The sequence below is a fragment of the Xanthomarina arctica genome (assembly GCF_014638915.1).
GTDB lineage: Bacteria > Bacteroidota > Bacteroidia > Flavobacteriales > Flavobacteriaceae > Xanthomarina > Xanthomarina arctica.
Genome location: NZ_BMFQ01000003.1, coordinates 572,584 through 592,821 on the forward strand (window position 1 = coordinate 572,584; position 20,238 = coordinate 592,821).

The window sequence follows — 20,238 nt, forward strand, 5'->3', positions numbered from 1 at the left end:
CATACGCTTATTGTTGCGGACCTATAACGATTCCTCTAGTATCAGCAGTTGATTGATACCAAGGTTCTGTATTTGTTCCATCTAAATTAGCTCTATACAAAATATCTGTACCTCGGTCTCCCCAGTATAGTTTTTGTTCATTAGAGTCGTAAGCTAATCCGTAAACGACTCTTCCAATTCCAACAGCAATCGTGGTAACACTTGTACCATCTAAGTTAGCAGATTTAAGTCGGATGTCTCCAGAACCAATATATTCATCATAATAAATTCTGCTACCAACAACTAAAATACTTCCACCTTCGGGAGTTGGATTAAGTTCAATTTCTCCTGTACCATCCACATTTTTAGCCCAAATACCACCATTATAATTAATCCAATATATTGTACCATTTACTGGATCTATACTAATTCCATCAGGATCATTAGGTTGCCCTATTACAAAATCTTCAATATCTGTTCCATCTAACGACCCTCTTTGAATTCCAGAGCTGGTATCCCAATAAATTTTATTGTTATCATAATCTATCGCCATCCCATTAGGAGTGTCTACACCCGTTCTAAAAACCTCAAAATTACTACCATCTAAATTGGATCTATAAATTTTATCGGCACCAGAATCACTTATGTACAATTTTTCAGCTATTATATCTATAGCCATTCCATAAGAAGATTGGGTTGCAATATTATTTACGGTTGTAAAAATTGGGGCTTGGGTATTAATAAGACCTTGAAGCACTTGAGTTCCATCTGTAAAATAAATTGGAGTTCCCGTAGCATTTGGATCTTTAATAACAATCGATTTTGTGGTTTGTTTTACCTCCAAAGAAATAGATGTAGTTACCACTAGATTCACATTATAAACACCTGCTTCGGTATATAAATGTGAAGGGTTTTCTTCTGAAGAGGATTGATTGTCTCCAAAATTCCAATAATACGTTGCAATTCCAACATTTTCCGGAACTATAGATGTGTTTGTAAAAGTTACAGTAGCGGGAGCCAGTTCTTCATTATCTATAGTATAAGTATATTGAGGCACTGTACTTGCCGGTGGTACGGGATAATCATCGTCTGAACATGATTGAAATACAATCCCTGTGCAAAGCATGACTACTATTAAAAGTATTTTTTTCATTGCATTTATGTTTTTTATTCCCTTAAACCTGTCTGTTGGTAGACAGGTTTAAGGGAATCTCTTGGTTATTTTTTTATTTAACTAAAGCGATACCTCTTGGGCTAGCAATTCCTGATTCCAAAACTTCATTATCGGATCCGTCTAAATTGGCACGATAAAGTTCTCCAGAATCACGACCAGACCAATATAATTTACCAGCCTCGTTATCTACTTCCATTCCATAAATTCGAGTTCCATTAGAATCGACAGTTTGAATGTTTGAACCATCTAAGTTGGCCACCTTTAACAATTCATCATTTTGATCATCGAAATAAATTTTATCGTTTACAGTATCCACTGCAACAGCATAACCATAAACTCCAGCTACAATAACGACAGGATTTGCGCCATCCATATCAACAGCATATAAATCTTCATAATTGGCATCATATACGTACATTTTGAAGTTTTCAACATCTAATGCAATAGCTCTCCAGCTAGCTCCTGAAACTGTAAAAAAGCCTATTTCAGGACTTGATCCATCTAAATTAGCTTTTGAAACATTGCCTTCATCATCAACCCAATAAATTTTACCAGCGGCAACATCCACTGCAATTCCGTAAGGATCTCCAATATTGCTTACAATATTTTCTAAATCAGAACCATCCAGATTCATTCTCCAAATGTTTCCAAAAGGAGTGGTATCGAAATCTGTAAAATATATTTTTTCATTCACATCGTCGTAAGCCATTCCAACTCCTCCTTTTCCAGCAACATCAAGCACGTTGACCACGGTACCATTGCCATCTAAAATAAGTTTTTGAATAAGCTCATCACCTAAGGCTATATAATATAAATTTTCTGGTGCAGCAGGTGCGCCACCAATATTAACTTCTTTGGTAAAAGTTTGACTTCCAAAAGCACTACTTGCTGTTAAACTAACTGTAAATGTACCTGTAGTTGGATAAGCAAATGTTGGATTTTGTTCAGTTGATGTTGAATTAGCAGCATCTCCAAACATCCATGAATAACTTGCATCACCTAAAGAGGTATTTGTAAATTGAACAGGAACTGTAGCTATAAGATTATCTTCATTTTCAACTGTGAATGAACTAGCTGGAGTTACTGTAATTTCCATGTTTGAAATGGTAGAGCCACCTGCTCCTGTGGACACTAAACTTACCACAAACACATTGCTGGTTTCGTAGGTTTTTCTTGGTGATACTTGTTTTGATGTGGTACCATCTCCAAAACTCCAGGCATAAGCCGTTGCATTTTGTGAGTTGTTTGTAAACTGCACTTCTTCACCTATGGCAACTTGTTCTGCACTTGCAGTAAACTGAGCTTGCGATTGTGGTGGTATGGTGTCATCTTCCTGACAGGCAAAAAATGTCATGGATAAAAATGCTATAAAAATGTAATTTAGAAATTTAGTTTTCATCCGTAAACTAATATTGTTTTTTAGTGGTCGGATGGAACTCACATTAGAATTTTCAATATCTATCATTGTTGTTGTATTTACTCGTTTCATATGATATATTTTAGGTGTGACCGTTAGTTTATTAGTATCCTGGATTTTGTATCATTCCGGGATCGTTGTTAGTTTGAATTTCCTCTGAAGGAATAGGGAAAAGCGTTTGATTTGTACTATTTACATGTGGTAACAAAGGAAGGGCACGATTTGTTCTTACCAGATCAAACCATCTTTGTCCTTCAAAAGCAAATTCTACACGTCTTTCTTTTTCAATTGTAGTAAGTAATTGAGATGTTGATGTTTGAAATATTGGTAATAAACCTGCGCGTGTTCTTATTTCATTAATATCATTTTGTACAGATGTCACATTAGGTGATCCCATACTGGCTTCCGCTTCTGCACGAATCAAGTACATATCTGCAATTCTTAAAACAATGAAATTGTCTGCTCCTAAACTTAAATCGCTATACTTATTGGCATAAGCATCTGTACCTTCATAAGCAATACTTACTGGAAAACGTTCATCGCCTGTTTCATAGGCGCTTATTAAAGTTGGATCTGGTTCTACCTCTCTTCTTCCGTTTAAGGCATGTGGAAAATTGTATTCAGCAATTCTATTTCTTTCTGTTTCAGAAAAATAAATTTCAAAAATTGATTCAGCCGATTGGTCAACTACAAATATATCATTATAATTAGGCAACAAGGTGTAACCACCATCTGCAATAACTTCTGAAGCCTTTGTAATTGCTTGTTGATAATCTTTTTTATACAAGTATACTCTTGCCAGTAAAGCTACAGCAGCATATCTCGAGCTTCTAGTTTTATTTGAAGAAACTGGCAGATATTCAACAGCAAAATTTAAATCGTTGATAATTTGGCTATACACTTCCGAAACAGGATCACGTGGTGCATCTAAATTTGTTACACCCACTGTTGGCATAGTTTTTATAGGAATTGCACCAAAATAATTCATTAAATTAAAATGATTTAGGGCTCTGATAAAATAAAGTTCAGCCAGAGCAACATTCATTTCCTGCTCTGTCATATCATCAATAGTTGGTACTTTAACAATCACATTATTTGCGACATTGATACCATCATAAATAATACTCCAAATACCATCAATAGAGCCATTTTCTGGCAGGATGTTATTGTTGTCAACTTCCGCATATTCTGTTGCAGTAGCAGCACTTGGATGAGACAGGTTGTCTGCTGACAAATCTGAGAAAATGCTGTAGGTTCTTCCGTAGTAACTTAAACCTTGGAAGGACGCATAAGCACCTAAAATTCCTTTTTCAATATCTTCCTTGTTCTGAAAAGCAGCTTCTGCAGAAATAGAGTTTTGTGGCTCTACTTCCATGACATCGCAAGACAGGACTGTTAGCATTAAAAAGCTTATAAGAATTATCTTTTTCATATTTTTATAGTTTTATATTAACACCTATGGTTAATGTTTGCGCTTGTGGATAAGTGAAGAAATCTGTACCAATTACAGCATTATCGTCACCTCTATAATTTACTTCTGGATCTAAACCAGAGTATTTTGTAAATGTCATTAAGTTTGTAGCACTTAAATAAACCCTAACACTCTCAAACATACTTCTTCTTAAAAAATCTTTGCTAATAGTATAACCAAGTGTTATATTTTTTAGTCTTAGATAAGAACCATCTTCAATAAACCTTGAAGATACACGTTTGTTTTGCGCAGAAGCTACAGGATCTGTAGTTGCTCTTGGGATATCTGTAATATCACCTGGTTGTTGCCAACGATTGATAACTGCTTCCACTTGGTTATCTCCTCCTTGTAATGACTCTAAGAAAAGACGAGACCCATTAAAGACATCATTACCGTAAGATGCTTGAAAGAAAATAAGTAAGTCTAAACCTTTATAACTGAAACTATTAGTAAGACCCGCAATAAAATCGGGATGTGGATTACCAACAATGGTTCTATCTTCTGAAGTAATAACCCCATCAAAATTAGTATCTTCATATACAATATCTCCTGTAGAAGGATCAACTCCTAAAGAATTGTAACTGTAAAAAATACCAATTGGTTCGCCCTCCATAATACGGTTACCACCACGACCAATATCATCAATGGCTTGTCCGTTATAAAGTTCTAATACTTTATTTCTGTTACCTGAAATATTAAATTGTGTACTCCAAGTAAAATTTTCACCTATAAAATTTTGAGATTCAATGCTCAATTCTATTCCTTGGTTTTCTACTTTTCCAACATTTTCAGTAATTGAAGAAAAACCAGAACTAGCTGGCAAAGGTCTGCTTAAAAGTAAATCGTTAGTTTGTTTGTTATAATAATCTGCAGTAAGAGTCAACCTATTATCAAAAAACCCTAAGTTAATACCTACATTAAATTGTGCTGTACTTTCCCATTTTAAGTCTGGGTTAGGAATATTACTTGGATAAATTGCTGGTTGACCGCCATAAGAGGTATTGCCATAAAGCTCAGAATAAAGGAAAGGGCTAATATCATCGTTTCCTGTAAGTCCATAACTAACTCTAAGTTTTAAATCGGAAACCACATTTAGATTTTTCATAAAACCCTCTTCTATAACTCGCCATGCAACGGAACCTGCTGGAAAAAACCCTGTTCTATTATTATCACCAAATTTTGTAGAACTATCAAAACGACCAGTAAAAGTAAAAATGTACTTTTCATCATAGTTATAGTTTACTCTTCCAAAGACAGATTCTAACCCGCTATCTAAAGCACTAGCAGATGCGGAAACAATGGTTGCAGCAGAATTGAGATACTCCAAATCGTCATCCGCATAATCTTGACCTCTAATAAATGAAGAACGATATTCATAGCTTTCAAAACTATATCCCAATAAACCTTCTAATTTGTTTTTGTTTAAATTTATTTTGTAGGTTAAAAGATTATTGGAAACAACATTTAAAACATTGCTGTAAGCTTCAAATCCTAAGCCATTATATTTAGCCCCTTGAACAGTTTGAGTCGATTCATAGGCGTGCTCTCTAAAATTTAAAAAATCAACTCCCCATTTAGTCGAGAAAATTAAATTATCAATTATTTTAAAATCTGCGTAAACATTCGAGTTAGTTCTATATGAAAAGTTTTCGTTTATAGCTTCATTTGCAATAGAAACTGGATTGGCATAAGGCCCATCTTGGTTATACGATCCATCTGGATTGTACACAGGAAATATGGCCGGTGTAGAAAGTCCATTAGGTAACGGTCCATGTAAAGTTTGATCACTTTCTACACGATTTGTTTTTGAATAAGTCATTCCAATACTGGTACCAATAGTAACTACCTCAGATATTTTATGATCCACATTTACTCTAGCGTTAAGCCTAGTATAATCGGTTCCTATTAAAATCCCTTCTTGGTCAAACAAGGTTCCACCCATAAAAAATTTAGTCTTTTCTGAACCTCCTACTGCAGAAATTTCGAAACTATTAACAGGAGCTGTTCTAAAAATAACATCTTGCCAATTTGTATCTATGGTATTGTTATCCATATCTTCTTGGGTAAATACCGTAGTTCCAGCTAGATCGTTTCTATATTCCATCCACTGTTGCGCATCTAGCATTTCAATTTGATTCCAAGCTTGCTGCATTCCTGATGATATATTTACATTAACTACCGTTTCTTGGTTGCTACCGCGTTTGGTAGTAATTAAAACAATACCATTAGTTGCTCTAGCCCCATAAATTGCAGTAGCTGAAGCATCTTTAAGAACACTAATAGATTCTATATCTCCTGGATTTAAATCTGTAAGCGCACTAGAACCTTGACCAGAATAACCAATTTGTCCGAAATCGCCAGTAGTTACTGGAATACCATCAATAATATATAGTGGCTGATTAGAACCTGTTATGGAACTTAACCCACGAATTCTTACAGACATTTCCCCCCCTGGAGTTCCTGAGTTTTGCATAACCTGAACTCCTGAAGTTTGACCTTGAAGAATCCCATCCACAGATGAAACGTGCAAATCTTTGATTTGTTCAGAACTGATAAACGAGACAGACTCTGTTAACAATGCTTTCTTTTCGCTACCATAACCAATTATTACAATTTCATTTAAAGCGGTATCGTCTGCTACCATTTTAATGTCAATGGTGGTTTTACCAGCAATATTAATTTCTTGGGTGATGTAGCCAATATAAGATACAACTAATGTTATTGTGCCTTCAGGTACCAACAATTCAAAATTCCCGTCAAAATCTGTAGAAACTCCAACGGTTGTTCCTTTTGCTATAATGGTTGCTCCTATTAAAGGAATACCAGCTTCATCTAATACCGTTCCTTTTAATGAGGTTTGCCTCAAAACAGTATTAATAGCACTTGACGGTTTGGCATCCAAGTTTTCTTTAATAACAACTTGCCTATAATCAACCGTATAGGTTAAGTTGGTATTTGCCAATGCCGCATCTAAAATATTAGATAGGGTTGCTTTTTTTAGATTAAGGGATACTTGGTGGTTTAAAACGTTGTCCTTATAAAAAAATATAAACTCACTTTTACTCTGTATCTCTTTAAATAACTCTTCTAAAGAAACATCGTTGACGTTTATATCTATTTTAGTTTGTGCTTTTGTGCTATTTGCAAAAGCAGAACTTAAACCAATGGTTATTAATAGTAGAAAGACTCTCATAATATTTACCAAATAGTATCTTAAAGATTTTATCCTTTTAAAAGCATAAAGGTTCTTATTTTTATTCATAATTTTGTTTTAGTGGTTAATATTGCTGTGTTAGACTGTGATGTTAATTTTTTTAAGCTAGAAGATGTTGTCGCATCTTCTAGTTTTTTTTTAGGCGTGTATTATTTCAAATGATCTGTGTTTTTTAAGTTAATAATTAGCTGGTTCGTATTGGTTATGTGGTATTCAAACGTTGAAACTTCTGCCGCTTTTATCGTTTGCATAACGTGCTCTATATCTTCTGTTACGTCTAGGTAACCGGAGAATTTCTGGTTGGCCAAGTTGGCATCGTTTATAACAACCTCTACATTATAATATCTAGCAATTTTTTTCATGATCGATTTTAACGCATCATTTTTAAAGATAAAAACCCCATCTCTCCATGAAAAATATTTATCTACATCTACTGTTTTGGTTTTTAAATCTTCACCTAACCTATTATAGGTTGCAAGGGTATTTGGTAAGATTTTAAACTGTTCTTTTTTATTATTTTTATAACTCAATTGGATGCTACCACTTTTTAATATGGTATATATGGCATCATCATCAGCATAATTGCTTACATTAAAAACAGTTCCTAAAACTTCGATATTTTGATTCCCGGATTTTACAATAAAAGGTTGCTGTTTATTATGGGTCACTTCAAAAATAGCCTCTCCTTCCAAGTATACTTCACGTGTATTTCCTAAAAAAGTGGCGGGAAATATTAATTTAGAACCAGAATTCAACCAAACTTTACTACCATCTGTCAAAACAATTTCCGACCGTTTACCATAAGGAACGATTAAGGTGTTAAAAATTACATTATTAGCTTTCGATGCTTGTTGACTTACGGATTTAGAATTTCCTATAGTTACATTTTGTCCCGAGTTGGAATATGCGATGGTTGAATGATCTTCAGTAATTTCAATCTTTTTACTATCTCCTAAAATAAGATTGATATGGTTAACTGGGCTTTGATCTTTTTGTGTTTTTGCAAATTTCTCAATAGCACTTTCTTGGTTTTCAGTATGAAAAATTCCAATAGAAAATAGAATAATAACAGAAGCTGCCGCAATACCTAGGGCATACTTCATGCGTCGCTTTTTTTGTATATAGCTATAGATTGAATCTGTAATTCTATGTTTTAACTGTGACTTCTCGTCTTTAGAAAGTTCTGTGAAATCTATATTTTGAGAAGATTTATTCTTTTCCATCTATATAACTATTTGTTTTTTAAGCAATTGAATTATGTTTCTGAATAAAACATAACAGCTACTATCTTAATAAGTAAATAACCTTTAATGTATAGACACTTTTTTTACTAAATTTTAATAAATAACCTTTTTAGCAGGTACAAAATGGGTTTATAGTGAATACAATTTTTAAAACCCTGAAGCAGGTTTAGAGGCAATAAACCTAAGATCCGGCTAAAAAGCGGGATTAGGTCAACTATCTATTTTGAATTCGTTGCTTTGCTACTTTTCAAAAAAGAGTTTCACTAAGAAAAAATGGAAAGGATAAGGAATGCCATATTTTTACGTAGGACTTTTATAGCTCTGTAAATAATTGTTCTAGAAGTTTGTACAGAGACTTCCATAATGTCAGCAATCTCTTCGTAGGAGCGCTCTTCAGTAAAACGCAACAACAAACTTTTTCTTTGTTTCTTGCTTAATGAATTCATAGCGTTGGATAATCTAAGTGCTCGTTCATTGCTGATTTCACTCGTTATAATTTCATCTTCAATAGAACTGGAGTATATATTATGGTGTATGTTTTCTTTAAAAAGCGATGTTTTATTATTTGATTTTTTTAAAATCTGGTTTTTTAACGAACGAAATAGATAATACTTTACATTATCTGTTGTTGCCAAATTTTTTCTATACTTATAAAGGTTTAGAAATAAATCGTGGATACAATCCATAACATAACTTTTGTCATTACATAATTGCATGCCATAGCTAAACAATTCGTTAATAAACATATCGTACAACTCACCCAAAGCATCTACATTGCCATCTTTAAGTTTTGTCCAAAAAATAAATTCTTTGTCTTTAAGCTGTTTCAAATTCGTATTAATTGTTAAATTTTTGGAGTTGGTAATATAAAGAATTCAGAATTGCAATAAAATGAAATTTAACATTTAAATCTGTAAGAAAACAGATTTTATTCCTTGATTTCTAAACATAAAAAAACCTCTCCAAATTGAGAGGTTTTTTTATAAAATAAATAGCAATTTAATTTTGCTGTATTTGTCTATTATTACGTAATCTCAAGAGTTCTTGTTGAATCTCTTTACTACGGTTCAAGAATTTCTCGAATTTCTGACGTCTTAATTCCGCTCTTTCACGCATTCTATTATTGAAAGCGTCTTCAAGTTGTCGTCTTTTTTTCCAGATGTCTGCTCGTTTCTTGTCCTCTAATGCAACGGTTCTATAAGAGTACAAATAGAAAAATAAAAACATTCCGACGATGATTGATAAAATAACAAATCCATTCATAGTATAATAAGTTTTAAGTTAATAAAAAATATGTTTACGTTTTTTATGAATTATGATTTGGGAATATTATTCTTTAAACACGTAATTACTTAAATGTATTAAAAGATTTTGAATTATTGATTATTTTATAGATTAAGGTGCGAAATATTAGATAAACGTCAATTTTTAATGAGTTTTAATAGAAAAATTTGTTAAAATGTTATTCATTTAAAAATGAATTATACGCAGCATCTATTTCATTAATATCTTTTTCTGATAAATCAAATATGGTCGAAGGCGTATTATTGGCTTCCTTTCTTATAAAAACCCCCTTATCAAAAGATAAACTTTTTCTCATGAAAGTAGATTCTAAATCGTCAATACTCACTGTATAATCTTTGCTACTGTTGTTCATTACAACCTTCGTTTTTTCTATGAATTCATTAAAATCTTCAATAACAAATAATGAAAACTCGTCAGACTCCTTTTCTTTTACAACAACTATGATATATTTCTCCCCGTCCGGTTGCTTAAACTCTAAAAGACCATTATGAATGGTTGCCTGTTTTCTGTAAAATGTTCTACCTATGGCAATAATATTAGTAGTGTTTTCTTCAAAAAGCGTATCTATTTCATTAACATAACCATTTTCCATTTTACCATCGGTTCTAGAAACACAATTTACTATAAGCAAACTTGCCAATACAAACAATAAGATATTGAAAGAAATTAAATGTTGTTTTCTCATAATTAATATTTTAAAATTTTGATAATTTTTTAATTACAGCCTTTTCCTGTTTTGTTAAGGCCTCCTCTTTTAAAGACTCAAAAAGATTGTGAAGTCTTTTAATGTTTTCTACAGGTACAAATTCAGCATTAAAATCTATTTGGTTTAAAAGTTTATTTAAACTTCTTACAGATTCTAATATGTCCCCATTTTTCAATGGGTCTTTATTTAATTCCTGTTCAAGAAATATGATTTTGGATTGAATCATATATTAATATCTTTAATCGTTTTCATTATAGAATTATTTCTAATATGCCAGAGTTGAATTTTGTGACTAAGAATTAAATTATTTAGGTCCTCTAAATATTCAATGCCTTTTTCAATTGACCCCGTACTTTTAGTGTTATTTCCAACTACTAGATTCATGGTTTTTTTAACAAAAATTTTTTCTGTTAGTGAAGTTTTATGAATTCTTGCAAAATATATTTTGTTAACTTTATTATTCATACAAATTCATTATTAAGGCAAAAGTAGAGTCTATCAATCAGGAATGGTATGACGTTCTGTGTCATGTAAATAAAAAAAGTTACTTTTACTTACAAAATAACCCGAATTAAAAATGAAGAAATACACATCTTTAGGTGCTTTGCTAATAGATTTTAGAAATTTCAATTCTATGTCTCAAGGTGAATTGGCTTCAAAATTTGATGTAGACATTAGAACAATAATACGATGGGAAAAAAATGCAACCTTACTAAAACCTGATAAGGAAGAGGCGATGGTGGATATAACGTTTATCCCATATCAAGTAATTAGAAACCTAAATGCCCCTGTTTCAATCCCAACCTTTTACGATTTTAATGTAAGACGATATTCCTTAAGTTCTATTTCTAAGGAATTGCCCGACCCAAATTGGATTTTAGATTTAAAAGAAACTTTTGATAGAGCTAGGACCATTAAGTACGATTCAGATTTGAATGATATTATTAGAGGGACATTAATTCAGCCACATATCCTAAAACCTATTTCAAAAGAATTAATTTTAAAAGCAGTAGAATTACTACCGGAACTAAACAAAATTACTTTTGATACCTCTGGGTATTATTCAGGACATTGTGTGTTTTTACCAATTTCTAAAAGACTTTATAATAAAATTAGAAATAGAACATTTACTGAAGAAGAAATTACTGTCGATGATTTAATAGACTACAAAAAACAAAAAACTCCTGTGTTCTATATGTACGATTTAAACAGTGATTGTAATGAGAATTTTTTGATATTGGCTTCAGAAGTTTTTAATTTTCTAAAAAATATAAATAGCAAATATTATTACGCTTCTTATGTATCAAGAAGCGACAGTTACGATTTGAATACCATATTAGGCGTGTATATTGTTTGGGAAGATAAAGAACTTCAGAAAGAAATTAAAAGCCTTGCTCCACCAAGATTGTATGAAAGTAACGATGAGTTATTTAACAAATTTCTAAACAAGCATTTATTGTAAACCTTCAATTTTCAAACCCTTGTGTTTCCATTGAGTAATACCTCCTTGTAAATCATAGACTTTTATAAAACCTGCTTCAACAAGTTTTTTTGAACATTTAGCACTTCTACCACCAGATTGACAATATAAAATTACTGGCTTGGATTTATCCAATTTTAAGATATCTTCTTCAAAGGTATCCGACAAAAAGTCGATGTTTTGAGCACTTTTTATAAAACCCGCTGAATATTCTTCAGGAGTCCTAACGTCTACGAGTTGCACCTCGTCAAGATCCAAAATAGCCTGCATTTCTTCGGCTGTTACAACCGTAATGTTTTTGTTTCCAGGATCTTTACATCCAAGAACTACAACTAATAAAAGAATACTGAATATGAAACGTTTCATTATTAAAATTTTTATTTTGAATTAGAGAATAAACTTATTCGTTTTCGACCGTACCTTGCCATTCATTAAATCCACCTAATAAATTATAAGCATTAGGAAAACCAAGCTCATTCATAATAGCACAAGCTTGTGCACTTCTTCCTCCAGAACGACAATACACATAATAATTTTTACTCTTATCTAAAGCTTGTATTTGCTCTACAAATTCCTGTCCAAGATAAATATCAATATGTTTTGCCTTTTTAATATAACCTTCTGCTACTTCATCTTCAGTACGTACATCTAAAATTAAAGCATTATCATCTTTAGATAATTGCTCTTGCCATTGTTCTTGGTTTAAATCTGCCATGTCAAATTATTGTTTGTGCAAAAATACTGTTTCTAAATAAATTAAGAGCTAAAAAAAACCGAAGTAATAACTTCGGTTTTTTTATTAATTTAAACTTTTATCGTACAACCTATTGCTCTAGTATGTGTTTCTAAAACTGGCTTCCCTTCCAATAAGGCATTAACTGCATCTTCAACATATTTTTGGTTAGCAGCTTCTGCGTCTTGGTAATTATCATCTATGGCTCCAATATATTTTACCTGATTCCCTTTTTTTGTTTTTTGCAACACATAGACATGTGGCGTTTTAGAAGCCCCATATTTTGGATAGATCTCTTGATTTTTATCCATGACATATGGAAAGGTAAACCCTTTAGCCTTCGACCTTGCCTTCATAGCTTCCATGCTATCTCCAGGACTTGCTGTTGGGTTATTTGGCATAATGGCTATTACTGGATAACCTTGAGCTTCAAACATATTATTTAAAGCGACAATTCTATCTTCATAAGCCACAGAAAAAGGACATGTATTACAAGTAAAGATAACAATATAGCCTTTTGCCTGATTATAATCCGACAAGGAAACCATGGTTCCATCTACGTTTTCTAATTTAAAATCTGTAGCGATATCTCCCACTTTATAACCACTTTGTGCCATAATACTTGAGGTAATAACTATAGCAATTACGGAAAAGAATGTTTTGAATTTGTGCATCTTATTTATTTTAAAAATTGTTTTATTTCGTTTTCTAACTCGGCATATGTAAAAGATTGTTCATAAAACATACGCTTTTCTTTATTGAATATTAAAGTCGCTGGAATAGCTCCAGACCAATCTTCAGAAACTTTTGGTATCCATGTATTAGAATCTGTATCATTCAAAGCTACAACTTTAGATTGTAATTTCTTATTTTTAATAAATGGTTTTAACTTTGTTTCGTAAGCATTAGGAAAATCTAAACTCACCAAAATAACTTCCACGTTCTGGTTTGCGTAATTTTTGTTTAATTCTTCTAGAAAAGGTAATTCCTTAACACAGGGAGCACACCAGGTTGCCCAAAAATTCACGACATATATTTTATCCGTTGTAGTACTTAGATATTTTTCGAAACCCTTAAAGTCGTAAACTTTTAATTCTCCGGCATTAATTTCTTTTTCCAAACCTTCGTCACCTTTAACCTTATTATCATTATTACAGGAAAACATAAGTAAAATCACTAAATATAAAGCTTTTCTCATTTTATAAAATTAGAAAACGGCAATGAACTTGTAGCAACTTTAACAAAAAATTAATCCGTTACCTTTCAAATAAAAATTACAAAATTCATAAATATTCAACAGCAACTACAACCCTATCTAAATCGCTATAGTTAAAGGCCTTACATCAAATCTTGAAAATTATTTTTATTAAAATTATTCTAAATAATTGGGAAAGCTAAATTTCATTCTTATATTTGACACATATTAAAAACAAAAATGAACACAATTTTAAATCATACTTGGTGGTGGAACTTTCGAAACTTACATTCGTGAAGTAATCCTATCGTATATTTAAAACTCAATATATAAAGGCTTGTCAATCACGACAAGCCTTTTGTCGTTTTAATAATAACCGTTTCAAGTAGCTTTCCACCTTCGTGGAAATGACAAAAGAATACATATGAAAACATTTAGTCTCTATACACATCATAAAAAAATTCTTGCAGACACGATGACCCCTGTAAGCATTTATCTAAAAATACGCGATAAATTTCCAAATAGTATTCTTTTGGAAAGTAGCGACTATCGTGGAAACGACAACAGTTTTTCTTACATCTGCTGCAATCCAATAGCGTCTATTAAAGTGAAGGATGAAATTATTACCCAAACATTTCCTGATGGCTCTGTTTTTACAAATAACATCAACAAGGAAACGCGTGTTACAGAAGTCATACATAAATTCACTAAACGATTTAAAGTACAGGCTGACGACCAATTTAAATTTATAAACAATGGTATTTTTGGATATATTGCCTACGATGCCGTACGTTATTTTGAGGATATAGAAATCTCAAAAAAGGAAGATCATTTAAATATTCCGGATATTTATTACGCGGTGTATCAAAACATCATAGCAATCAATCATTTTAAAAATGAAGCTTATGTTTTTGCACATTGTTTTAATGCTGAAAATAATATTGATGAAATCCTTCAACTGATAAAATCGAAAAACTTTACAGCCTTTAATTTTTCTACCCAAGGAGAAACAACTTCCAATCTTACAGATAATGAATATAAAGACCAAGTTGAATTAGCAAAAAAACATTGCGCTCGTGGTGACGTATTCCAGTTAGTGCTTTCAAAAAAATTCTCTCAAGATTTTAAAGGAGATGAGTTTAATGTATATCGTGCTTTACGAAGTATCAACCCGTCTCCATACTTATTTTATTTCGATTATGGCGATTTTAAAATCTTTGGAAGTTCTCCTGAAGCCCAACTAATAATTAATAAAGATAAAGCTGAAATTCATCCTATTGCAGGGACTTTTAAACGCAGTGGAGATGACGAAAAAGATGCTGAACTAGCAAAAAAATTAGCTTTAGACGAAAAAGAAAATGCTGAACACGTGATGTTGGTAGATTTAGCCAGAAACGATTTAAGCAGAAATGGCAGCGAGGTACTTGTAGAAAAATATAGGGAAGTGCAATTCTTTTCTCATGTCATCCATTTAGTAAGTAAGGTTACAGGAACCAAACATAAAGACACCAAAACCATGCAAATGGTTGCAGACACTTTTCCTGCAGGAACATTAAGTGGTGCGCCTAAACACAAAGCAATGCAACTTATTGAAGCTTACGAAAAAACAAGTCGTGGTTTCTATGGTGGAGCCATTGGCTTTATGGATTTCGAAGGAAACTTTAATCATGCGATTATGATAAGAACTTTTTTGAGTAAAAATCATCAATTACATTGGCAAGCTGGAGCAGGTTTGGTTTCCAAATCAAATCCGGAAGACGAATTACAAGAAGTATATAATAAATTAGGTGCCTTAACAAAAGCTATTGAATTGGCAGAGGATATATAAATTCCTGCGAAGGCAGGAATCTCATGAATGAAATAAACATTTTAAATTTGAAGATTAACAAATTTCAAAGGTCAGATATTTATTCAAACTATTAAATATTAACAAAAAGATTCCCACTTACGTGGGAAATAAACATGAAAAATATATTAGTTATAGATAATTACGACAGTTTTACATACAACCTGGTTCATTATTTGGAAGACTTGGGTTGTAAAGTAACCGTAAGAAGAAACGATCAATTACATATAGATGATGTGGAAGCTTTCGATAAAATCCTCTTATCTCCCGGACCTGGAATCCCTGATGAAGCCGGTTTACTCAAACCTATTATTGCAAAATATGCATCAACAAAAAGCATCTTAGGTGTTTGCTTAGGGCAGCAAGCCATAGCGGAAGTCTTTGGTGGAAAGCTCATTAATTTAGATTCCGTATTTCATGGGGTTGCAACCAAAGTTACTACCTGCGTTCAAGATGAAACGCTTTTTGATGGTTTAGACAAAACTTTTGATGTAGGTAGATATCATTCCTGGGTGGTAGATGCCAATTTACCCAATGAACTTGAAGCTACATCCTTTGATGAAAACGGACAAGTCATGTCCTTAAGACATAAAGTTTATGATGTAAAAGGTGTTCAATACCATCCAGAATCTGTTTTAACACCAAATGGTAAAAAAATCTTGGAAAACTGGGTGAATCAGTGAGCAGTATTCAGTCACAGTTTACAGTATTTACTCGAATGAATAAAAAATATATAATTATTTAACATAAAAATCCCCTTTCCTTTGGAAAGGGTTAGGGATAGGAATGAAACAAATTTTAAACAAACTCATCAACCAAGAAAGCATCTCTAGCGAAGAAGCAAAAAAAGTTTTGGTAAACATTTCGAAAGGAGATTATAACCAAAGCCAAATTGCATCTTTCTTAACTGTTTTTATGATGCGAAGTATCACTATAGAAGAACTTTCAGGATTTCGAGATGCCCTTTTAGAATTATGCATCCCAGTAGATTTAAAAGATTACAAGGCTATTGATTTATGTGGAACAGGAGGAGATGGAAAAGACACTTTTAACATTTCAACATTAGCTTCTTTTATAACCGCTGGAGCTGGATTAAATGTTACCAAACACGGAAATTATGGTGTATCTTCTGCCTGTGGCTCTTCAAATGTCATGGAATATTTAGGAGTAAAATTTACTTCAGATACAGACTTTTTAAAGCGCAGTTTAGACGAAGCTGGAATTTGTGTATTACACGCGCCATTATTTCATCCAGCCATGAAACATGTGGCTCCTATAAGACGAGAACTGGGTGTAAAAACCTTTTTTAATATGTTGGGTCCCATGGTAAATCCATCGTTTCCAAAACATCAAATGGTTGGAGTTTTTAATTTGGAGTTACTTCGTATGTATGGCTATTTATATCAAACTACCGATATCAACTACACCATTCTTCATGCTTTAGATGGTTATGACGAAATTTCGCTAACAGGTCCAACAAAAGTGATTCAAAAAAAATCGGAATACATTATAAATCCTGAAGATTTTGGATTAGATATTTTAAATCAGGAAAATATTTATGGTGGCAATTCCATAGCAACTTCAGCTAAAATATTTACACAAATTTTAGAAGGTCAAGGTACCGATGCTCAAAATCATGTGGTTTGTGCCAACGCCGCTATGGCCATTGCAACGGTTACAGAAAAATCTGTGGCTGAAAGTTTCGAAATGGCAAAAAAATCGTTAATCGAAGGCAATGCCTTACATAGCTTTAAAACATTGGTAAACCTTAGTATTAGATAAAAATTATTTCCACTTTAGCAGATAGTAAATATGAATATTTTAGATAAAATAGTAGCCGACAAACGTAAAGAAGTTATTTCAAAAAAAGAGATAATTACTACAGATATGCTGGAACAAATTCCGTTTTTTGACAGAAAAACAATTTCGTTAACTCATAATTTAAAAAAGAGTTCTTCTGGTATTATTGCAGAATTCAAAAGGTGTTCTCCTTCAAAATCAATCATAAACAACACATCTATGGTTGAAGATGTAGCCATAGGTTACGAACATGCTGGCGTTTGTGGTATGTCGGTTTTAACAGACGAAATTTATTTTGGTGGCACCTTGGACGATTTGATAACGGCAAGACAAAGTTGCAATTTACCCATCCTTAGAAAAGACTTTATTATAAACGAATTTCAAATTATTGAAGCCAAAGCTTTTGGAGCAGATGTTATCTTATTAATCGCTTCTATTTTAACAAAAGCTGAAATCAAGCAATTTTCTGAACTAGCAAAAAGCTTAAATTTAGAAGTTCTTCTAGAAGTTCATAACGAAGCCGAATTGCAGAAGGCCATCATGCCTACTTTAGATATGATTGGAGTTAACAACAGAAACTTAAAAACCTTTGAAGTAAGCATAGAAAACAGTAAACAATTAAGCAACCTCATTCCAGATGAGTTTATAAAAATTTCTGAAAGTGGAATTAGTTCCATCGAGTCGATTAAAGAACTACAGCCTTATGGTTACAAAGGATTCCTAATTGGAGAAAACTTTATGAAAACTGAAAATCCTGGAGAAAGTGCCCAAAAATTCATTAAAACATTAGAAAAATGAAACTAAAAATCTGTGGGATGAAATATCCCGAAAACATTACAGAAATTGCAAGTTTGCAACCTGATTATCTTGGTTTTATTTTTCATAATGAATCCCTTAGAGACTTTGATAATGTAATTCCTGCTCTTCCAGAGCAAATTCAAAAAGTGGGTGTTTTTGTAGATGAAAAAGTAGAATTCATATACAACCAAATGAAAAAACACAACTTATCTGTTATCCAATTACATGGTCATGAATCGCCAGAAGATTGTAGGTTGTTACAATCAACAAAAGCCAAAATTGTAAAAGTGTTTTCTATAAAAGACACCTTCGATTTTTCGGTATTAGCTCCTTATGAATCAGTTTGCGATTACTTTTTATTCGACACCAAAGGAAAATTACCAGGAGGAAATGGATACACATTCGATTGGTCTGTTTTAGAAAATTACCCATCGACTAAACCTTATTTTTTAAGCGGAGGCATTGGGATAAACCAAATTGAAAATTTAAATCGTTTTTCTGAAAGTGAAGCGTCAAAATACTGTTATGCCATTGATGTAAACAGTCAGTTTGAAATGGAACCTGGATTAAAGGATTTAGAAAAATTAAAAGAATTTAAAAACAACCTGTCATGCTGAGCTTGTCGAAGCATCTCTTATGAGATTCTTCAACTCCGATTATCATCGGAATATTCTGAATAACAAAAAAAAATAAAATGACTTACAACATCAACGAAAAAGGATATTACGGCGAATTTGGAGGAGCTTATATTCCAGAAATGCTTTATCCCAATGTGGAAGAGCTTCGGGAAAATTATTTAAAAATAATGGCCGAACCTGAGTTTCAGAAAGAATTCAATCAGCTTTTAAAAGATTATGTTGGTCGTCCGTCTCCTCTATATTTTGCAAAACGTCTTTCAGAAAAATTCAACACAAAAATTTATTTAAAGCGTGAAGATCTAAACCACACTGGAGCACACAAAATAAACAATACGATTGGTCAGATTCTAATGGCAAAGCGCTTAGGTAAGCATCGGATTATTGCTGAAACTGGTGCCGGGCAACATGGTGTAGCCACTGCAACTGTTTGCGCGTTAATGGGTTTGGAATGCATTGTTTATATGGGTGAAATTGATATTGCAAGACAAGCACCAAATGTCGCTAGAATGAAAATGCTTGGAGCAACAGTCGTTCCTGCTTTATCAGGGAGTCGTACTTTAAAAGATGCAACGAACGAGGCTATTCGCGATTGGATTAATAATCCCGTTGACACACATTATATTATTGGATCCGTTGTTGGACCTCATCCATATCCAGATATGGTAGCTCGTTTTCAAGCTGTAGTTTCCGAAGAAATTCAATGGCAATTACAAGAACACGAAGGAAAAACAAAACCAGATTATGTTGTAGCATGTGTTGGCGGAGGCAGTAATGCGGCAGGTGCATATTATCATTTCTTGGAAGACACAAATATCAAGCTAATTGCGGTTGAAGCGGCTGGAAAAGGCATTCACTCTGGTGAAAGTGCAGCAACATCTGTTTTAGGAAAAGAAGGCATTATTCACGGGAGTAAAACTTTGTTAATGCAAACTCCTGATGGACAAATAACAGAGCCCTACTCTATTTCTGCTGGTTTAGATTATCCAGGTGTTGGCCCCATGCATGCCCATTTATACAAATCTGGACGCGCCCAATTCATCTCTATTACAGATGATCAAGCTATGAAAGCAGGTCTAGAATTATGCCAGTTAGAAGGTATTATTCCGGCTATTGAAAGCTCCCATGCCTTGGCCGTTTTTGAGCAAAAAACGTTTCTACCTGAAGATGTTGTAGTATTAAGTTTATCTGGTCGTGGTGATAAGGATTTAGAAACCTATATTAATTATTTTAACCTATAA

General features: G+C 32.8%; 20 protein-coding genes. 7 read left to right on the forward strand and 13 right to left on the reverse strand.

Annotation, left to right across the window (positions count from 1 at the left end):
- Positions 1-7: 7 nt before the first annotated feature.
- The 9 genes from IEV77_RS13790 to IEV77_RS13830 form a co-directional block, all read right to left on the reverse strand.
- Positions 8-1,132 (reverse strand): PKD domain-containing protein, encoded by a 1,125-nt coding sequence (locus IEV77_RS13790; RefSeq protein ID WP_229736675.1) that lies wholly within the window; start codon positions 1,130-1,132, stop codon positions 8-10.
- Positions 1,133-1,205: 73 nt separating this feature from the next.
- The gene (locus tag IEV77_RS13795; RefSeq protein ID WP_188465803.1) at positions 1,206-2,642 is read right to left on the reverse strand and encodes a PKD domain-containing protein; all 1,437 of its coding nucleotides are present in this window, start codon (positions 2,640-2,642) and stop codon (positions 1,206-1,208) included.
- A 31-nt stretch (positions 2,643-2,673) separates the two neighbouring features.
- Positions 2,674-4,002, reverse strand: a complete 1,329-nt coding sequence (locus IEV77_RS13800) for a RagB/SusD family nutrient uptake outer membrane protein (protein WP_188465805.1) — start codon at positions 4,000-4,002, stop codon at positions 2,674-2,676.
- A gap of 4 nt (positions 4,003-4,006) precedes the next feature.
- Positions 4,007-7,303: a TonB-dependent receptor gene (locus tag IEV77_RS13805; RefSeq protein WP_229736676.1), complete on the reverse strand. Its 3,297-nt coding sequence runs from the start codon at positions 7,301-7,303 to the stop codon at positions 4,007-4,009.
- 101 nt (positions 7,304-7,404) lie between these two features.
- Positions 7,405-8,478: a FecR family protein gene (locus IEV77_RS13810; RefSeq protein WP_188465807.1), complete on the reverse strand. Its 1,074-nt coding sequence runs from the start codon at positions 8,476-8,478 to the stop codon at positions 7,405-7,407.
- Positions 8,479-8,762: 284 nt separating this feature from the next.
- Positions 8,763-9,329, reverse strand: coding sequence for an RNA polymerase sigma factor (locus IEV77_RS13815; RefSeq protein WP_188465809.1), 567 nt, complete (start codon positions 9,327-9,329; stop codon positions 8,763-8,765).
- Positions 9,330-9,498: 169 nt separating this feature from the next.
- Entirely contained in the window at positions 9,499-9,762 is a 264-nt protein-coding gene (locus IEV77_RS13820) for a hypothetical protein (protein WP_188465811.1), read from the reverse strand.
- A 199-nt stretch (positions 9,763-9,961) separates the two neighbouring features.
- Entirely contained in the window at positions 9,962-10,489 is a 528-nt protein-coding gene (locus IEV77_RS13825) for a hypothetical protein (protein WP_188465813.1), read from the reverse strand.
- Between the two features lie 10 nt (positions 10,490-10,499).
- On the reverse strand, positions 10,500-10,736 hold the full coding sequence (locus tag IEV77_RS13830; protein WP_188465815.1) for a hypothetical protein: 237 nt from the start codon (positions 10,734-10,736) through the stop codon (positions 10,500-10,502).
- Between the two features lie 351 nt (positions 10,737-11,087).
- Here IEV77_RS13830 and IEV77_RS13835 point away from each other — a divergent pair, with 351 nt between their 5' ends.
- The gene (locus IEV77_RS13835; RefSeq protein ID WP_188465817.1) at positions 11,088-11,972 is read left to right on the forward strand and encodes a hypothetical protein; all 885 of its coding nucleotides are present in this window, start codon (positions 11,088-11,090) and stop codon (positions 11,970-11,972) included.
- Here IEV77_RS13835 and IEV77_RS13840 read toward each other — a convergent pair.
- The 4 genes from IEV77_RS13840 to IEV77_RS13855 all read right to left on the reverse strand — a co-directional run bounded on the left by IEV77_RS13840 (position 11,964) and on the right by IEV77_RS13855 (position 13,921).
- Positions 11,964-12,356 (reverse strand): rhodanese-like domain-containing protein, encoded by a 393-nt coding sequence (locus IEV77_RS13840; protein WP_188465819.1) that lies wholly within the window; start codon positions 12,354-12,356, stop codon positions 11,964-11,966. The two genes, IEV77_RS13835 and IEV77_RS13840, sit on opposite strands and share 9 nt — an antisense overlap.
- 34 nt (positions 12,357-12,390) lie before the next feature.
- The gene (locus IEV77_RS13845; protein ID WP_188465821.1) at positions 12,391-12,705 is read right to left on the reverse strand and encodes a rhodanese-like domain-containing protein; all 315 of its coding nucleotides are present in this window, start codon (positions 12,703-12,705) and stop codon (positions 12,391-12,393) included.
- A gap of 89 nt (positions 12,706-12,794) precedes the next feature.
- Positions 12,795-13,397: a thioredoxin family protein gene (locus IEV77_RS13850; protein WP_188465823.1), complete on the reverse strand. Its 603-nt coding sequence runs from the start codon at positions 13,395-13,397 to the stop codon at positions 12,795-12,797.
- 5 nt (positions 13,398-13,402) lie between these two features.
- Entirely contained in the window at positions 13,403-13,921 is a 519-nt protein-coding gene (locus IEV77_RS13855) for a TlpA disulfide reductase family protein (RefSeq protein WP_188465825.1), read from the reverse strand.
- A 421-nt stretch (positions 13,922-14,342) separates the two neighbouring features.
- On the opposite strand from IEV77_RS13855, the gene IEV77_RS13860 reads away from it, so the two are divergent.
- The 6 genes from IEV77_RS13860 (at position 14,343) to trpB (ending at position 20,238) form a co-directional block, all read left to right on the forward strand.
- Complete coding sequence (locus IEV77_RS13860) at positions 14,343-15,746, forward strand: anthranilate synthase component I family protein (RefSeq protein ID WP_188465827.1); 1,404 nt, start codon at positions 14,343-14,345, stop codon at positions 15,744-15,746.
- Between the two features lie 134 nt (positions 15,747-15,880).
- Positions 15,881-16,447, forward strand: a complete 567-nt coding sequence (locus IEV77_RS13865; protein ID WP_188465829.1) for an anthranilate synthase component II — start codon at positions 15,881-15,883, stop codon at positions 16,445-16,447.
- A 103-nt stretch (positions 16,448-16,550) separates the two neighbouring features.
- The gene (gene trpD / locus IEV77_RS13870) at positions 16,551-17,546 is read left to right on the forward strand and encodes an anthranilate phosphoribosyltransferase (protein ID WP_188465830.1); all 996 of its coding nucleotides are present in this window, start codon (positions 16,551-16,553) and stop codon (positions 17,544-17,546) included.
- A gap of 30 nt (positions 17,547-17,576) precedes the next feature.
- Positions 17,577-18,362, forward strand: coding sequence for an indole-3-glycerol phosphate synthase TrpC (gene trpC / locus IEV77_RS13875; RefSeq protein ID WP_188465832.1), 786 nt, complete (start codon positions 17,577-17,579; stop codon positions 18,360-18,362).
- A complete protein-coding gene (locus IEV77_RS13880; protein WP_188465833.1) occupies positions 18,359-18,979 on the forward strand; it encodes a phosphoribosylanthranilate isomerase in 621 nt (206 codons plus the stop codon). The genes trpC and IEV77_RS13880 overlap by 4 nt, the downstream gene beginning before the upstream one ends.
- A 77-nt stretch (positions 18,980-19,056) precedes the next feature.
- Positions 19,057-20,238, forward strand: coding sequence for a tryptophan synthase subunit beta (gene trpB, locus IEV77_RS13885; protein ID WP_188465835.1), 1,182 nt, complete (start codon positions 19,057-19,059; stop codon positions 20,236-20,238).

Coding starts and splice junctions, on each gene's coding strand:
- IEV77_RS13810 (WP_188465807.1), bottom strand. CDS start 8,478: ATGGAAAAGAATAAATCTTCTCAAAATATAGATTTCACAGAACTTTCT.
- IEV77_RS13795 (WP_188465803.1), bottom strand. CDS start 2,642: ATGAAACGAGTAAATACAACAACAATGATAGATATTGAAAATTCTAAT.
- IEV77_RS13855 (WP_188465825.1), bottom strand. CDS start 13,921: ATGAGAAAAGCTTTATATTTAGTGATTTTACTTATGTTTTCCTGTAAT.
- IEV77_RS13850 (WP_188465823.1), bottom strand. CDS start 13,397: ATGCACAAATTCAAAACATTCTTTTCCGTAATTGCTATAGTTATTACC.
- IEV77_RS13880 (WP_188465833.1), top strand. CDS start 18,359: ATGAAACTAAAAATCTGTGGGATGAAATATCCCGAAAACATTACAGAA.
- IEV77_RS13860 (WP_188465827.1), top strand. CDS start 14,343: ATGAAAACATTTAGTCTCTATACACATCATAAAAAAATTCTTGCAGAC.
- trpD (WP_188465830.1), top strand. CDS start 16,551: ATGAAACAAATTTTAAACAAACTCATCAACCAAGAAAGCATCTCTAGC.
- IEV77_RS13800 (WP_188465805.1), bottom strand. CDS start 4,002: ATGAAAAAGATAATTCTTATAAGCTTTTTAATGCTAACAGTCCTGTCT.
- trpC (WP_188465832.1), top strand. CDS start 17,577: ATGAATATTTTAGATAAAATAGTAGCCGACAAACGTAAAGAAGTTATT.
- IEV77_RS13840 (WP_188465819.1), bottom strand. CDS start 12,356: ATGAAACGTTTCATATTCAGTATTCTTTTATTAGTTGTAGTTCTTGGA.
- IEV77_RS13830 (WP_188465815.1), bottom strand. CDS start 10,736: ATGATTCAATCCAAAATCATATTTCTTGAACAGGAATTAAATAAAGAC.
- IEV77_RS13790 (WP_229736675.1), bottom strand. CDS start 1,132: ATGAAAAAAATACTTTTAATAGTAGTCATGCTTTGCACAGGGATTGTA.
- IEV77_RS13805 (WP_229736676.1), bottom strand. CDS start 7,303: ATGAATAAAAATAAGAACCTTTATGCTTTTAAAAGGATAAAATCTTTA.
- IEV77_RS13825 (WP_188465813.1), bottom strand. CDS start 10,489: ATGAGAAAACAACATTTAATTTCTTTCAATATCTTATTGTTTGTATTG.
- trpB (WP_188465835.1), top strand. CDS start 19,057: ATGACTTACAACATCAACGAAAAAGGATATTACGGCGAATTTGGAGGA.
- IEV77_RS13865 (WP_188465829.1), top strand. CDS start 15,881: ATGAAAAATATATTAGTTATAGATAATTACGACAGTTTTACATACAAC.
- IEV77_RS13835 (WP_188465817.1), top strand. CDS start 11,088: ATGAAGAAATACACATCTTTAGGTGCTTTGCTAATAGATTTTAGAAAT.
- IEV77_RS13845 (WP_188465821.1), bottom strand. CDS start 12,705: ATGGCAGATTTAAACCAAGAACAATGGCAAGAGCAATTATCTAAAGAT.
- IEV77_RS13820 (WP_188465811.1), bottom strand. CDS start 9,762: ATGAATGGATTTGTTATTTTATCAATCATCGTCGGAATGTTTTTATTT.